This is a genomic window from Ruegeria sp. BJ5, assembly GCF_056537865.1.
Genome location: NZ_JBQFSH010000006.1, coordinates 88,664 through 103,181 on the forward strand (window position 1 = coordinate 88,664; position 14,518 = coordinate 103,181).

General features: G+C 60.8%; 18 protein-coding genes. 6 read left to right on the forward strand and 12 right to left on the reverse strand.

Annotated elements, in window-relative coordinates; all coding sequences use genetic code 11:
* Window positions 1–35 precede the first annotated feature (35 nt).
* The 6 genes from ACR0NY_RS17990 to ACR0NY_RS18015 form a co-directional block, all read right to left on the reverse strand.
* Window positions 36–812, reverse strand: a complete 777-nt coding sequence (locus ACR0NY_RS17990; protein WP_170370093.1) for a methyltransferase domain-containing protein — start codon at window positions 810–812, stop codon at window positions 36–38.
* Window positions 813–1,043: 231 nt separating this feature from the next.
* Window positions 1,044–1,637 carry a hypothetical protein gene (locus ACR0NY_RS17995; protein ID WP_170342766.1) on the reverse strand — a complete coding sequence of 198 codons (594 nt, stop codon included), beginning with the start codon at window positions 1,635–1,637 and terminating at the stop codon, window positions 1,044–1,046.
* Between the two features lie 279 nt (window positions 1,638–1,916).
* Window positions 1,917–2,282 (reverse strand): 50S ribosomal protein L20, encoded by a 366-nt coding sequence (gene rplT / locus ACR0NY_RS18000; RefSeq protein WP_093965154.1) that lies wholly within the window; start codon window positions 2,280–2,282, stop codon window positions 1,917–1,919.
* Window positions 2,283–2,296: 14 nt separating this feature from the next.
* Window positions 2,297–2,497: a 50S ribosomal protein L35 gene (gene rpmI / locus ACR0NY_RS18005; RefSeq protein WP_005981143.1), complete on the reverse strand. Its 201-nt coding sequence runs from the start codon at window positions 2,495–2,497 to the stop codon at window positions 2,297–2,299.
* A 181-nt stretch (window positions 2,498–2,678) separates the two neighbouring features.
* Window positions 2,679–4,232, reverse strand: a complete 1,554-nt coding sequence (locus ACR0NY_RS18010) for an alanine/glycine:cation symporter family protein (protein WP_170370095.1) — start codon at window positions 4,230–4,232, stop codon at window positions 2,679–2,681.
* 14 nt (window positions 4,233–4,246) lie between these two features.
* Complete coding sequence (locus ACR0NY_RS18015) at window positions 4,247–4,684, reverse strand: universal stress protein (RefSeq protein WP_093965150.1); 438 nt, start codon at window positions 4,682–4,684, stop codon at window positions 4,247–4,249.
* Between the two features lie 189 nt (window positions 4,685–4,873).
* Here ACR0NY_RS18015 and ACR0NY_RS18020 point away from each other — a divergent pair, with 189 nt between their 5' ends.
* Window positions 4,874–5,359 (forward strand): Lrp/AsnC family transcriptional regulator, encoded by a 486-nt coding sequence (locus ACR0NY_RS18020; protein WP_093965149.1) that lies wholly within the window; start codon window positions 4,874–4,876, stop codon window positions 5,357–5,359.
* Between the two features lie 2 nt (window positions 5,360–5,361).
* Here ACR0NY_RS18020 and pyk read toward each other — a convergent pair whose 3' ends face one another.
* Window positions 5,362–6,807 (reverse strand): pyruvate kinase, encoded by a 1,446-nt coding sequence (gene pyk, locus ACR0NY_RS18025; RefSeq protein WP_170342769.1) that lies wholly within the window; start codon window positions 6,805–6,807, stop codon window positions 5,362–5,364.
* 117 nt (window positions 6,808–6,924) lie between these two features.
* Here pyk and ACR0NY_RS18030 point away from each other — a divergent pair, with 117 nt between their 5' ends.
* From ACR0NY_RS18030 to ACR0NY_RS18040, 3 genes are all read left to right on the forward strand, one after another.
* Complete coding sequence (locus ACR0NY_RS18030) at window positions 6,925–7,662, forward strand: N-formylglutamate amidohydrolase (RefSeq protein ID WP_170370097.1); 738 nt, start codon at window positions 6,925–6,927, stop codon at window positions 7,660–7,662.
* A gap of 86 nt (window positions 7,663–7,748) precedes the next feature.
* The gene (locus ACR0NY_RS18035) at window positions 7,749–7,988 is read left to right on the forward strand and encodes a DUF6868 family protein (protein ID WP_170370099.1); all 240 of its coding nucleotides are present in this window, start codon (window positions 7,749–7,751) and stop codon (window positions 7,986–7,988) included.
* Between the two features lie 71 nt (window positions 7,989–8,059).
* The gene (locus ACR0NY_RS18040; protein WP_170342773.1) at window positions 8,060–8,374 is read left to right on the forward strand and encodes a DUF1244 domain-containing protein; all 315 of its coding nucleotides are present in this window, start codon (window positions 8,060–8,062) and stop codon (window positions 8,372–8,374) included.
* 42 nt (window positions 8,375–8,416) lie between these two features.
* On the opposite strand, the gene ACR0NY_RS18045 is transcribed toward ACR0NY_RS18040, so the two are convergent.
* The 3 genes from ACR0NY_RS18045 to dgcN form a co-directional block, all read right to left on the reverse strand.
* On the reverse strand, window positions 8,417–9,277 hold the full coding sequence (locus ACR0NY_RS18045; protein WP_170370100.1) for a D-amino-acid transaminase: 861 nt from the start codon (window positions 9,275–9,277) through the stop codon (window positions 8,417–8,419).
* A gap of 11 nt (window positions 9,278–9,288) precedes the next feature.
* Window positions 9,289–10,254 carry an N-acetyl-D-Glu racemase DgcA gene (gene dgcA, locus ACR0NY_RS18050; RefSeq protein ID WP_170370102.1) on the reverse strand — a complete coding sequence of 322 codons (966 nt, stop codon included), beginning with the start codon at window positions 10,252–10,254 and terminating at the stop codon, window positions 9,289–9,291.
* Window positions 10,255–10,326: 72 nt separating this feature from the next.
* Window positions 10,327–11,328 carry an N-acetyltransferase DgcN gene (gene dgcN / locus ACR0NY_RS18055; protein WP_170370104.1) on the reverse strand — a complete coding sequence of 334 codons (1,002 nt, stop codon included), beginning with the start codon at window positions 11,326–11,328 and terminating at the stop codon, window positions 10,327–10,329.
* Between the two features lie 293 nt (window positions 11,329–11,621).
* Between dgcN and ACR0NY_RS18060 the strand changes: the two genes are divergently transcribed.
* Window positions 11,622–12,584: an L-malyl-CoA/beta-methylmalyl-CoA lyase gene (locus tag ACR0NY_RS18060; RefSeq protein WP_170370106.1), complete on the forward strand. Its 963-nt coding sequence runs from the start codon at window positions 11,622–11,624 to the stop codon at window positions 12,582–12,584.
* Between the two features lie 58 nt (window positions 12,585–12,642).
* Here the strand turns inward: ACR0NY_RS18060 and ACR0NY_RS18065 are convergent, their stop codons facing one another.
* Window positions 12,643–13,218, reverse strand: coding sequence for a PA14 domain-containing protein (locus ACR0NY_RS18065; RefSeq protein ID WP_170370108.1), 576 nt, complete (start codon window positions 13,216–13,218; stop codon window positions 12,643–12,645).
* 119 nt (window positions 13,219–13,337) lie between these two features.
* Window positions 13,338–13,790: an Lrp/AsnC family transcriptional regulator gene (locus tag ACR0NY_RS18070; RefSeq protein WP_093965133.1), complete on the reverse strand. Its 453-nt coding sequence runs from the start codon at window positions 13,788–13,790 to the stop codon at window positions 13,338–13,340.
* 72 nt (window positions 13,791–13,862) lie between these two features.
* On the opposite strand from ACR0NY_RS18070, the gene ACR0NY_RS18075 reads away from it, so the two are divergent.
* Window positions 13,863–14,459, forward strand: coding sequence for a LysE family translocator (locus ACR0NY_RS18075; RefSeq protein WP_093965131.1), 597 nt, complete (start codon window positions 13,863–13,865; stop codon window positions 14,457–14,459).
* The last annotated feature ends 59 nt before the right edge of the window (window positions 14,460–14,518 follow it).

Below are 14,518 nucleotides of genomic sequence, written 5' to 3' on the forward strand. Positions count from 1 at the left end.
TTGTTTGAGTCAATCAGCGCATCCAGACCCAAATATTAGGATTTGCGCCCGCTGATGACAAAATGGGTTAGAGAAAAGAAAAACCGGCCCTTCGCGGCCAACGATCTCTGCTCATCCGCCCATTCCCTGGCTTCCTGATCCGGAACGAGCTTGTTGGACTCGGCGAACCTTTTCATCAGGGTGATCATCATATTGGCCAGCCCATCTGGCCGGAGTTCGTTATCGCAAATCGTGATTGGCGCGACGCTTTCCACTGTGAAACCCTGGTCTCTCAAAATCGGCGGCAGTAGAGCGGGCACGTCTCTCCCGACAAAGTGCTTGTCCCAGGCTTTTATCATCCGATCCATTCTTGCCGGATCATCACTGCACCAAACCAGACTGTCGAAATGGATGTCGCCCACGACAAGCAGACCACCCGTCCTGAGACAGCGATGGGCCTCCTCCACCGCGGCGGCAATGTCGTTCAAGTACTCGTAAACCTGAACCGACACCGCCTTGTCGAGTGACGCGTCCTTGGCCGGAAGTTGGCCTGCCTCACCCTCCATGATCTGGACCCAGTCATATTCATGGCAGCGGTTTTTGGCGGAACTCCGCATCGCCTCACTTGGGTCGATGCCCAAAACACGCCCGGTCGGACCAACCGCCCGAGCAAGCTCTGCTGTCAAAAGACCATTTCCGCACCCAACGTCCGCGATGGTATCACCCGGGGCTGGTCGCAACGCGTCAAAAGACCCTCGCCGCCGTCGGGTGACATCGGCACCTTGATACACGCTATCGAGTAGGCGCGTTGTTGCTGCATCAAATTCAAGCATGGCACTCGCAAAACCAATGTTGGTCAATTCAGCACGTGCAAGCCTAGCGGTTTTTGGCCCGGATGTCTGCCTGCGCAAAAAGCCGGCACTCAGGCACCAAAAAAGCCGCCCCTAGTCGGGCGTCCTTTCTCTCACTGTTTAGCGAATGAGGATCAGGAGGCCAGAGGGGCAAGTACCCTCGCGAGGACACCACCCAACGGTTCCAGTTCGCGCGACCTGCGTTTTTGGGCGTCAGTTGGCTCTTTTGATCTCAACTTCATCAAATTCGAAACGACCAGTTCCAAAGGCTGCCAGGCCTATCCCTGCCCGAGCGCCCTGGCCGGGGTTCGAGGACGTTCGCTTTGAAAACAGCGTTTGAACGACCTTGGTTCCGTTGGCATAGAAAACCACATGCGCTCCTCGGACCTGGAAGGTCAGCTTGTTCGGGGCGCCGACGCGTATCGCGTCATGTCTGTCTGCGTGTACCAGCCTCAATTGGCGGCCGTCCTTTTGCAGTACGTGATAGCGCCCTTTGTCGTCCACAGTGAACGCCACGTATTTCCCGGACTTTCCGCTGCCAACCAGAATGCCCACACCGCTTTTGCCGCTGAACTCTCCGTCCACCACGGCAGAGATTACCATGTCCTGCGTGCTCTCCAACGAATCCGAGCCGGGAAACTTCACCCACGCCACGTCGTTGAACTGAAGGCTGCGCGCATCCTGTCTGTTCTCCATGACGAATTTTCCATCGGCCATATAGACGACCCAGGGCGGCTTGGCCGATTGAAAGTCGATCTGCCCACCCAGTATGAGCGTCGTGTCGTCGCCATCAAAGGTTTCAACCAATACGTCAGGGAGGTCAGGTTCGGTGATCGTGCCACTGTCGGGTGGCAGATCACCACTGCAGTCAAGACAAGAAGGGCTTGGGTAAGTCTTTGGCAAATAGGCATTTCAGTATTCCGCATTCAATTCATCAGTGAAACTTAACAGATGATTACATCAAATGCGTGTAGTGACCATAACGGAATCCCATACTTGGTTTACGCGAAATCCAATCTGGTCGATCCAAAGAAAAAAGCCGCCCCGAACGGGACGGCCTTTCTTTCACTGTCTCTCGAAAGAGGATCAGGCAGCCAGAGCGGCCTGTGCCTTGGCGACGATCGCGCCGAACGCTTCCGGCTCGTGCACGGCCAGGTCGGCCAGGACTTTGCGGTCCACTTCGATGCCGGCCAGGTTCAGGCCGTTGATGAAGCGGGAATAGGTCAGAGCTTCGTCATGCGAACGAACAGCGGCGTTGATGCGCTGGATCCACAGAGCACGGAAGTTGCGCTTGCGGTTCTTGCGGTCGCGGGTTGCGTACTGGTTGGCCTTGTCGACGGCCTGACGGGCAACCTTGAAGGTGTTCTTGCGGCGGCCATAGTAACCTTTGGCGGCCTTGATGACCTTCTTGTGACGGGCGTGAGTTACGGTTCCACCTTTAACGCGGGACATATCGGTATCTCCTCTTAGCGGTCGTAGGGCATGTAGCCCTTGACGATCTTGGCGTCGGGGGCGGACAGGGTGGTGGTGCCACGGGCGTCGCGGATGAACTTCTTGGTCCGCTTGATCATGCCGTGCCGTTTGCCGGCCTGGCCAGCCATGACCTTGCCGGTCGCAGTCACCTTGAAGCGCTTCTTGGCGCTCGATTTGGTCTTCATCTTGGGCATTTCCGTCTCCTTTCAGGGTTCGGTCCGAAACGCGACTCGGCATGCCACATCGGCCGGTCGCGCGATCAGATGCGCCGTTTACGCAAGTTCGGTCATGCTGGCAAGGGGTTTTTGACCCGTTCGGGTGCTTTTTGCACCGGGGTCGGGAACCGGGGCAGCAGGGCCGCCCCGGTTGGTGTCATCAGTCGGCGAACTTGCGGATTTCGCCGCTTTTCAGTCGCGCGCTGTACGAGGCCAGTTCCTGACGCACCACTTTCATCAGGAAGTAGAGCGCAAAGACGTTGACCACGGCCATGGCAAAGATCGCCGCATCCGAGAAGTCGATCACCGGGCCCAGGTTGGCCGCAGCCCCGATCACCACGAAGACGCAGAAGATGATCTTGAACACCAGTTCCTTGGTGTGGCCCTCGCCGAACAGATAGGTCCAGGCCTTGAGGCCGTAATAGGACCAGCTGATCATGGTCGAGAAGGCGAACAGGATCACCGCGATGGCCAGGATGTAGGGGAACCAGCTGAAGGCGCTGCCGAAGGCGGCCGAAGTCAGGCTGACACCGGTGTTGCCATCGACGGTTGCGATCGCGGTGCCCGCTTCGTTCAGCACGTACAGGCCGGTTGCCGGGTCGATCACCAGCTGCTGGGTGATGATGATCACCAGCGCGGTCATGGTGCAGATCACCACGGTGTCGATGAACGGCTCGAGCAGTGAAACAAAGCCCTCGGTGATCGGCTCCTTGGTGCGAACGGCCGAGTGTGCAATGGCCGCCGAACCCACGCCTGCCTCGTTCGAGAAGGCGGCGCGTTTGAAGCCCTGGATCAGAGCACCGACCATGCCGCCGGCCACGCCCAGACCGGTGAAGGCACCAGCGAAGATCTGACCGAAGGCCCAGCCGATCATGTCAGCGTTCATGATGATGATGACCAGCGCAGTTGCGACGTACAGGATGCCCATGAACGGCACGACCTTCTCGGTCACGCGGGCGATCGACTTCAGGCCGCCCACGATGACCATGAACACCACGGCCGCGAAGACCAGGCCGGTGATCCAACCGGGATAGTCACCAACGATACCCGCGATCTGCTGGTGCGCCTGGTTGGCCTGGAACATGTTGCCCCCGCCCAGCGCGCCAAGGATACAGAAGATCGAGAACAGGACCGCCAGGATCTTGCCGCCGGGCAGACCCAGCTCGGCAAAGCCCTTGGACATGTAGTACATCGGGCCGCCCGAAACGGTGCCGTCTTCGTACTCGTTGCGGTACTTCACACCCAGCGTACATTCGGTGAATTTCGACGCCATGCCCAGAAGGCCGGCGAGGATCATCCAGAAGGTCGCACCGGGTCCGCCGATGCCGACTGCCACGGCGACGCCCGCGATGTTGCCCAGGCCGACGGTGCCGGACAGCGCCGTTGCCAGCGCTTGGAAGTGACTGACCTCGCCCGCATCGTTGGGGTCGGAATAGTCACCTTTCACCAAGCTGATCGCATGGCTGAAGAACCGCATCTGCACAAAGGCGAAATACAGCGTGAACACCGTTGCGGCCACGACCAGCCACATCACGATCCAGGGAAAGCTCGTTCCCGGAAAAGGTGCGAAGATGAAGCTGACGAAGGGGCCCGTCAGATTCGCGAAGGTCTGGTTGATCTTTTCATCCAGACCGGGGGCCTCCTGCGCAAGTGCGGGGTTGGCCAGCAGGGCCGAGGCCGCACCGGACAGGCCCAGGGTTTTGATCGATTTCATGTCTGCTCCTCCCGTCAGTTCACGACTGTGACCGGAACGTCGGCGTGCATGACCAGATTCTGGGTCGAACTGCCGAAGATTCGCTTTTTGATGCCGTCAGCCGAGGATCGTCCCACGACGATCTGCGATCCGCCGTTTTCGACCGTGATCGCGTTCAGCGTTTCGGCCACATCGCCATGGCGGACAATACCGCGGGCGCTGAAGCCTGCGGCCTTCAAGGCCTCGACGGCGGGTTCCACCACGCGGCTGGTGGCAAGCGCGATCTCCTCTTCGCGCCGCTTGTGCCGCAGGGCGTTTTCCTCGGGAGTTTGGAAAGTATAGGGCGACCATTCGATGACATAGGCAACCAGCAGTTCACACGATCCAATCCGACTTGCCAGATCCTTGGCAAAGCCGACCGCGCGATCTCCGGTCTCTGTCCCGTCCAGTCCTATGACAATTTTCGTTGTCATCTCGTTCCTCCGTTTTTGTTGATTTGGCCGGGGCCCGTGCCCCCGGCAGGGCAGCCGGAACCTGGAACTCGTTTTACAAGACTGCCCTTCGGTCAAGTATCAGGAAAAATCACTAGGAAAAGGAGATTTTTTCGGTCTATTTTCAGGAAAATATGCCGCCAGACCTCAAAAACGCAGGGAAATTGCCTGATGGACAGGGATTTGGATAAGATCGATCAACGGATATTGGCCGAGCTCGAGGCCAATGGACGCCTGCCAATAGTCGAACTGGCGGCCCGAGTAAACCTGACCAACACGCCGTGTTCCGAGCGGGTGAAACGGCTGGAAAAGAGCGGGTACATCACCGGCTACAGCGCGGTGATCGACAAAGAGAGGCTGGGGCTGGGGCACTTGACGGTGGTGCAGGTTTCGCTGACGGCCACAGCCGAACACTCGCTGGACCGTTTCAACGAAGCCGTGCGACGGGTACCTGAAATCGAAACCTGCCTGATGGTCGCCGGATCATTCGACTACATGCTGACCGTTCGGACACGCGACATCGCGCATTTCCGAACAGTGTTGGGCGACAAGATCAACAAGCTTCCGGGGATACACCAGACAAGCTCGTTCACGGTGATGGAGACCGTAAAAGAGCCTGTCGGCGCCAAAGCAAGACCCGGCGGACCGGGTGGCTGATCCTATTCGGGATCCGTCGAGTAGATCAGTCGCTCGTCGCAGGGAGCGACGCGCAGGATGTTGGTCGAGCCTGGCACGTTGAACGGGACACCGGCGGTCACCACGATCTGATCCGAGGCGCCGGCAAACCCGCTGGCTCGCGCCGCGCGCGCCGCATTGACCACGGCGCTTTTGAACCGCTCGAGCTCGGGCGTCATCACGCAGTGACAGCCCCAGCTGAGACACAGACGCCGCGCGGTGCCCCGCAGCGAAGTCATGGCGATGATCGGGACACCGGGACGCTCGCGGGCGGTGAGCAGTGCGGTGGTGCCGCTTTGGGTAAAGCAGCAGATCGCCTTGATGTCGGTCTTTTCGGCGATTTCACGGGCCGCAGCCACGATGCCGTCGGCAACGGTCGTTCCCTTGGTCTGGCGCGAGGCGTCGATGATCTGTTTGTAGGTTGGGTCGGCTTCGACCTCGATCGCGACTTTGTTCATGGTCTGAACGGCCTCGATCGGATACGAGCCCGCGGCCGACTCGGCGCTCAGCATGATGGCGTCGGTTCCCTCATATATGGCGGTGGCGACGTCCGACACTTCGGCGCGGGTGGGCATCGGGCTTTCGATCATACTTTCCAGCATCTGGGTCGCAACGATAACCGGCTTGGCGGCAGCGCGGCACTTTCGGACCAGTCGCTTTTGAATCGGAGGCACGGCCGAGACCGGGAGTTCGACGCCCAGATCGCCACGGGCGACCATGATGCCGTCCGATGCGTCGAGGATTTCGTCAAACGCCTCGACCGCCGCGGGTTTTTCAATCTTGGACAGGATAGCGGCGCGACCGTCAGCCAGGGCGCGCGCTTCGTACACGTCCTTGGCCCGCTGCACGAAGCTCAGCGCAAGCCAGTCGACGCCCAGCTGACAAACGAACTCCAGATCGTCGCGGTCCTTCTCCGACAGGGCCGCCAGCGGCAGCACCACGTCGGGCACGTTCACACCCTTGCGGTTCGAGATGGTTCCGCCGATTTCAACTTTGCAATCCGCGAAATCGGGGCCGCATTTCTCAACCACAAGCCGGATCTTGCCGTCGTTGACCAGCAGATGCGCCCCCGCTTCCAACGCCTGAAAAATCTCGGGGTGCGGCAGGCAGACCCGGCTGACATCGCCCGGAGTTTCGTCCAGATCCAGACGGAACGCGGCACCTTCGACCAGGTCCTCTGCATCATTCGCAAACACACCGACCCGCAGTTTCGGGCCCTGAAGGTCCGCCAGAATGGCGATCGGGCTGTCGAGGTCCTTTTCGATCTGACGGATGATCCGGTGGCGTTCACGGATTTCGTCGTGGCTGCCATGGCTCATGTTCAGGCGGAAAACATCGGCGCCGGCCTCGTGCAGAGCACGGATCATATCATAGTCGTTGGACGCCGGGCCCAGCGTCGCCACGATTTTCACATTTCTCAGGCGTCGCATCGATCTTGCTCTCCTTGATGGTCGAATGTTACCGCAAACAATAGTCGGTTTGCTTATTGCGCAATTCCCTTTCCGAGGCAACTGTCCTACACCTGCGGCAAACAAGATGACAGGCTCATGACATACACTCCGTTTTACGTGCACGGGGCGGATCGCCCGTCCCGCTGGCTGATCACGTGCGACCATGCCACCAACACCGTCCCGCCGCAGATCAACGGCGGCGACCTGGGCCTTCCGCGTGAGGACATGGAGCGCCACATCGCCTATGACGTGGGCGCCTACGAGGTGTCGAAACATCTGGGCGAGATCCTGAACGCGCCGGTGATCGCGGCCAATTTCTCGCGGCTGGTGATCGACCCGAACCGAGGCGAGGACGACCCGACCCTGTTGATGAAACTGTACGACGGGTCGATCATCCCGGCCAACCGTCATGCCGACGCCGCCGAGCGCGATCGGCGCCTGAACCTGTGCTATCGCCCCTATCACGAGGCGCTGGCCAAGATGGCCGCCCTGCCCCACGCCGTGATCGTGTCGATGCATTCCTTCACGCGCCAGTTGCGGGGCCGCCCGCCGCGCCCCTGGCATATAGGCATCCTGCACACCGCGGACGAACGGTTCTCGACCCCGCTGATCGACCGGCTGCGGACCGAGGAGGATCTGTGCGTCGGCGTCAACGAACCTTATACCGGCGTACTACCCGGGGATGCGATCGACCGGCACGCCACCGCTTTTGGCCGTCCCAATGCACTGATCGAGCTGCGCAACGACCTGATCGCCGATCATTCCGGGCAACGCGCCTGGGCCGAGCGGCTGGCGCCGATCCTGCAGGACGCGCTGGCCGCAAGCGGGCTGTAACGCTGGAAAATCCGCGACCAAACGACGCCTGTCCTCTTGCGCGGCGCGCGGGCGGCCCCCATTTTTCGGGGTGAAAGGAGGCCGTCATGACACCTGAAACCCTGACAGCCTTTTTCGGCTGGATGACCGTTCTGAACTTTGCGGTCCTGCTGCTGTCGACCCTGATGGTGGTGATCCTGCAGGACCGCATCGCTGCCATTCACGGCCGCATGTTCCAGATGGAAAAGGCCGAGGTCAGAAAGGCCTATTTCAAGTATCTTGCGAACTACAAGATCCTGACCCTGATCTTCTGCCTGATGCCCTGGATTGCCCTCAAGCTGGTCTGAACCGGCGCGCGTTGTGCAATGGCCTCGGGCTTGCTAGGTCTGGATCAAATCCCACGAACCGGAGCCCGCCCATGGACCCCCAGACCGAGATTGAACTGCAGGCCGCCGCTTTCCGCCGCCTGCGAAAACACCTGATGCAGGACCGTACCGACGTTCAGAACATCGACATGATGAATCTGGCCGGGTTCTGCCGAAACTGCCTGGCGCGGTGGTTTCAGGAAGCCGCCAATGAAAAAGGCATCGAAATGGGCAAGGATGAAGCCCGCGAAATTTTCTATGGCATGACCATGGACGAGTGGAAATCCAGATACCAGACCGAGGCCAGCCCCGACAAACAGGCCGCCTTCAAGGTCGCGTTCGAGGAAAACGTCGGCAAAAAAGACTGACGCATTAACGAAAAGGCCCGCCAGATCGGCGGGCCATGGGGTTCAGATCGCCGCCTTGCGGCTTTCGTCCAGATAGATCTCGCGCAGCCGCTTGGCGATCGGGCCCGGCGTGCCGTCGCCCAGCGCCACGCCGTCGATCTCGACCACCGGCATCACGAAAGCACTGGCCGAGGTGGTAAAAGCCTCGTCGGCCTCTTTTGCTTCGTCGATGGTGAACAGGCGTTCTTCGACTTCCATCTGAGCCTCGGCCGCCATGCGCAGCACCGCCTTGCGGGTGATCCCGTGCAGGATGTCGTTCGACAGCGGGCGGGTAACGATCTTGCCGTTCTTGACGATATAGGCGTTGTTGCTGGTGCCTTCGGTGACATACCCGTCTTCAATCATCCAAGCATCGTCGCACCCAGCGGCCTTGGCCATCATCTTGCCCATGGACGGGTACAGAAGTTGCACCGTCTTGATGTCGCGGCGGCCCCAGCGGATATCCTCGATCGAGATGATCTTGGCCCCTTTCTTCGCCGCCGGATTGTCAGCCAGACCGGGCTTGTTCTGAGTGAACAGAACCAGCGTCGGCTTGGTGCCGGCCGAGGGAAATACGAAATCGCGGTCGCCGTCGCTGCCTCGGGTGACCTGCAGATAGACCAGCCCCTCGGTGATGCCGTTCAGCTCGACCAGCTTGCGGTGGATTTCAAGCAGCTCGTCCTTGCTGCAGGGTTCGGCCATCTGCAATTCGTCCAGCGACCGCTTCAGGCGCACCGCGTGACCCTCGAAATCGATCAGCTTGCCGTCCAGCACGCTTGTCACCTCATAGACGGCATCCGCCATCAGAAAGCCTCGGTCGAAGATCGAGACCTTGGCTTCGGTCTCGGGCAGGTATTCGCCGTTCACGTAAACGGTACGGGTCATGTTCGTCTCCATCAGCCCCAGAGTTCCGCCTCGGGCGGGTGTACTCCGGCATCATCAAAAATCAGCGGGGTGTCGCGGTCTTCGGCCAACAGAAGCGGGCCGTCAAGGTCCGTCACCAGCGCACCCTGCGCCACCAGTGTCGCAGGCGCCATCGCCAGAGAGCTGCCGACCATGCAGCCCACCATGATCCCATAGCCCTCGGACTGCGCCGCGCGGCGCAGCTCCAGCGCCTCGGTCAAGCCGCCGGTCTTGTCCAGCTTGATGTTGATCACGTCATATTTGCCCTTCAGCCCGGGCAGGCTGGCGCGATCGTGGCAGCTCTCGTCGGCACAGACCGGCACCGGACGATCGAGTCCGATCAGCGCCTCGTCATCTCCGGCGGGCAGCGGCTGTTCGACCAGCGCGACTCCCAACCGCACCAGATTCGGCGCCAGATCGGCATAGACCTCGGCCGACCAGCCCTCGTTGGCATCCACGATGATCTTCGCATCCGGCGCCCCGGCTCGTACGGCCTCGAGCCGCGGCATGTCGTCGGGCGTGCCCAGCTTGATCTTCAACAGCGGACGATGCGCGTTCTTCGCCGCCTGCGCCCGCATGGCGCCGGGCGTGTCCAGCGACAGGGTATAGGCGGTGATCTCGGGCTTGGGCGCGGGCAGGCCGGCCAGTTCCCAGGCGCGCCTGCCCGCCCGCTTGGCCTCAAGGTCCCACAGGGCGCAATCCACCGCATTGCGCGCGGCGCCGGCGGGCAGCAGGTCCATCAGCGACTGGCGCGTGAATGCTTCTGGCAAAGCGCGGATCTCGGCCTCGACCGACTCCAGCGTTTCGTCATACCGGGCATAAGGCACACATTCGCCCCAGCCCTGATGCGCCCCATCCGTCAGGCGCACCGTCAGTACCTTGGCCTCGGTCCGCGACCCGCGCGAGATGGTGAATACCTGCGCCAACCGGAACACATCACGAGAGACGTCGATTTGCACGCGTCCACTCCTTACTCTTTGCAATTTCCCGGGCCGGTGGCGGGCTCCCCCGCCATCGGCGCCCCGGTTGGATCACATCGCGGCCAGCGCGTCCACCAGCTTGCCCGCGCCGAACCGGTACGGATCGGTCGTTGGCAGGCCCATCTCGGCCTCGACCTTGGCGATGTAGGCTTTCGCGTCCTCCTCGCTCAGGTGCTGGGTGTTGATCGACACACCCGCGACCTGGCAGGCAGGGTTGGCGACGCGCGCCAAAGGCAGGGCCGTGTCGCGCAGCTGTTCCAGCGTCGGCAGGGAGTATTCCGGCAGACCGCGCATATGGGTGCGGGTCGGCTCGTGGCACAGGATCAGAGCATCCGGCTGACCGCCATGGATCAGCGCCATGGTCACGCCGGAATACGAGACATGGAACAGCGACCCCTGCCCCTCGATGTGATCCCAGTGATCAGGATCGTTCTCGGGCGTCAGGTACTCGACGGAACCGGCCATAAAATCGGCCACCACGGCGTCGAGCGGAACGCCCTGCCCAGTGATCAGAATGCCGGTCTGACCGGTAGCGCGGAAGGTCGATTTCATGCCGCGCTTGCGCATCTCGGCATCGATCGACATGGCCGTGTACATCTTGCCCGCCGAACAATCGGTGCCCACCGCCAGACAGCGCTTGCCGCTGCGTTTGCGCCCGTTGGCGATCGGATAACCCACCGTGGGCACGCGAACGTCATGCAGGGTGCATCCATGGGTCTGGGCCGCGGCCACCAGATCGCCTTCGTCGCGCAGCAGGTTGTGCAGGCCCGAGGCCAGGTCATAGCCCATTTCCAGCGCGGCGATCAGGACCTCTTTCCAGGCCTGGCTGATAACGCCACCGCGGTTCGCGACACCGATCACCAGCGTCTTGGCGCCGGCGGCCTTGCCTTCGGCCAGGGTCATGTCGGTCAGTCCCAGATCGGCCTTGCAGCCCTCCATCCGCAGCTGACCCACGGCGTTTTCCGGGCGCCAGTCCCGAATGCCGATCGCGACCTTGGCGGCCAGTTGGTCGGGGGCATCTCCCAAAAACAGCAAATACGGTGTCTCGATCATCGCGCGCTCTCCTTTTCTTGCGCCACAACCTATTGAAGGCCGTCAACGAGCGTTTCTCGTTTTCCTCCGACCTGCCGCACATCGAACGGAGAATTTTGCAAGATTCCCCCGAGTGGCGCAAAAAGCTTCGAAATTTTCAAAATGATGAAACTTTGACCGCTGCGTTCCGGGGGTTGCGCACAGCTTTCTGCAACAGCATTGCCGCAACTGCACAATCAGGCTTGCGCAGGGTCGCGCAATTTAATACCCAATTGCCAACTGAAATCGCAATTTCATTACTCAGCGAGGTGCCGATGAGCTTTCGTATCCAACCCGCCGCCCCGGCGCGACCAAACCGCTGTCAGCTGTTTGGCCCCGGATCCAACACCAAGCTGTTCCCCAAGATGGCCGCCTCGGCCGCGGACGTGATCAACCTCGACCTCGAAGATTCGGTGGCCCCGTCCGACAAGGAGACCGCCCGCGCCAACGTGATCGAGGCGCTGAACACCGTGGATTGGGGCAACAAGTACATGTCGGTGCGCATCAACGGGCTGGATACGCCCTATTGGTACCGCGACGTGGTGGACCTGCTGGAACAGGCCAGCGACCGGCTGGATCAGATCATGATCCCCAAGGTGGGCTGCGCCGAGGATGTCTATGCGGTTGACGCTCTGGTCACTGCGATTGAACGCGCCAAGAGCCGCACCAAGCCCATCAGCTTCGAGGTCATCATCGAATCCGCCGCCGGCATCGCCCATGTCGAGGAAATCGCGGCCTCCTCCCCGCGCCTTCAGGCCATGAGCCTGGGCGCGGCCGATTTCGCCGCCTCGATGGGAATGCAGACCACGGGAATCGGCGGCACGCAGGAAAACTATTACATGCTGCGTGAGGCCCAGAAATACTGGTCGGACCCGTGGCACTGGGCGCAGGCTGCCATCGTGGCTGCCTGCCGCACCCACGGGGTGCTGCCGGTCGACGGACCGTTCGGCGACTTCTCGGACGACGAAGGCTATATCGCGCAGGCGCGCCGCTCGGCGACGCTGGGCATGGTCGGCAAATGGGCGATCCACCCCAAGCAGATCGCGCTGGCCAATCAGGTTTTCACCCCGTCGGACGAGGCGGTGACCGAAGCGCGCGAGATCCTAGCCGCGATGGAGCAAGCCAAGGCCAATGGCGAAGGCGCCACGGTCTACAAAGGACGGCTGGTCGACATCGCCTCGATCAAGCAGGCCGAGGTGATCGTGGCGCAGGCCGAGCTGATTGCCGCAAACGGCTGATGGGGAATTATGAGAAAAGGCGCTCGTTCTGTGCGCCTTTTCCTGACTTCGGTTGGCCTCAGCGGCCGAACACGTTGTTTGGTGTCCAGGTAAACTTCTCACCCTGCTTGCCGGATTTCATCATCAGGCAGGACGTTCCCAGCTTCTGGAAATAGATGATTTTCAGAGGGTACCAGCCCGCCTTTGGAACTTCGACCTCGGTGCGCTGGTTGGCTTCACACCCCTGAATCCCGGTGACACGGCCGATCTGCTGACCACCGACATAGGCCTCGAGCCCGTCATTGGACCAGGTTTCAAGCTCGTAAATGCCTGGAGAATCAAAGCGCATGTACCCGGTGATTTCAGCGGCAACGTTGTATGGGTCCGTGAACGTCAGAACCGGCTCGCCCTTGTTGGTGTCGGCATAGTCCAGCCCGCGCAGTGGCTTGCCTGGTTTGGCCTTGGACAATACGCTTTTGGCCTGGCTCAGATCGCGGATCTTTCTCTGAGTGCCCTGCCCAACATATTTCACGTTCAACCCCGCCTTGGGATTGGGCTGCGGGTTGGCGGGCTGCAATTTCAAAGGCGCGGCAAATGCGGCACCGGCGACAATCGCCACCACGGTCGCCAATACGCCTGTCCGAACAAAACTCATGATCGTGTCTCCCTGACATCGCGCCCTGTTCGATCTGATGCCGAATTTCTGGCGCTTTCAGGCCGACGATATTCCGGGATACACATGCCTGCAAGGCCCTAGCGGCAGTGGGCTCAAGCTCAGGCCCGCAGGTCTTTCGGGGATCCCATGACCACGTAGGACGTGATCGAGGTGACATGGGGCAACGTGCCCAATACGTCGGTATGGAAGGTCTTGTAGGTCGACAGGTCAGCGCACTCCACCCGCAGCAAGTATTCGATCGTACCGGTGATATTGTGGCATTCGACCACTTCGGGCGCCAATTGCACCGCTTTTTCAAAACCTTCCTGAGCGGCCTTTGTGTGCTCACCCAGTCCGACGCCGATATAGGCGACAAAACCGACGCCCATCGCCGCAGGGTTCAAAACGGCGCGATACCCGCTGATGACGCCGGACCGCTCAAGCTCTTGCACCCGGCGTAGACAGGCTGACGGCGAAAGCCCTACGCGGTCCGCCAGTTCAAGGTTGCTGATCCGGCCATTTCGGGCCAGCTCTTGCAATATTTGCTGATTCCTGAGGTCAATATTCGCCATTTGTTGCAAGCTTTATGCAATCGAGAACGAAATCGCAATTTCATTTGACCAAACCTGGGCGATCTTTGCGCCATGACTTACGACATCCTACTTGCGCTGGTCGCGTTCGCCTTTGTCTCGTCCATCACGCCAGGGCCGAACAATCTGATGCTCATGGCCTCAGGGGCGAATTTCGGGTTCCGGCGGACAATCCCCCATATGCTGGGTATCGGCCTGGGATTCATGCTGATGGTTTTGTTGGTCGGCGCAGGATTGGTGCAGGTGTTCGAGGCCTATCCCATCAGCCACGTGATCCTCAAAATCGCGTCGGTGGCCTATCTGCTATTCCTCGCGTGGCGAATTGCCAATGCGGCTCCTGCCAAGGGCCCGGGGCACGTCGGACGGCCCATGACGTTTCTGCAGGCGGCAGCGTTTCAATGGGTGAACCCCAAAGCCTGGGCCATGGCGCTGACGGCAACGACGGCCTATGCCCCGGGCCAGACCCTGCAAGCCATTGCGCTGGTTGCCCTTGTATTCGGCTGCGTGAACTTGCCATCTGTCAGCACTTGGACGGTTCTGGGCCAGCAGATGGCACGCGTGCTGACCAGCCGGCGACGTCTGACCGTGTTCAACTGGTCGATGGCGGCTCTTCTGGTGATTTCGTTGTACCCGGTGCTGTGGCCAGGGTGAGGTCGCAGGCACGCGTACCATGTCGCCGCGCGCGGGGAAACGCACCCCGACATGCGGTG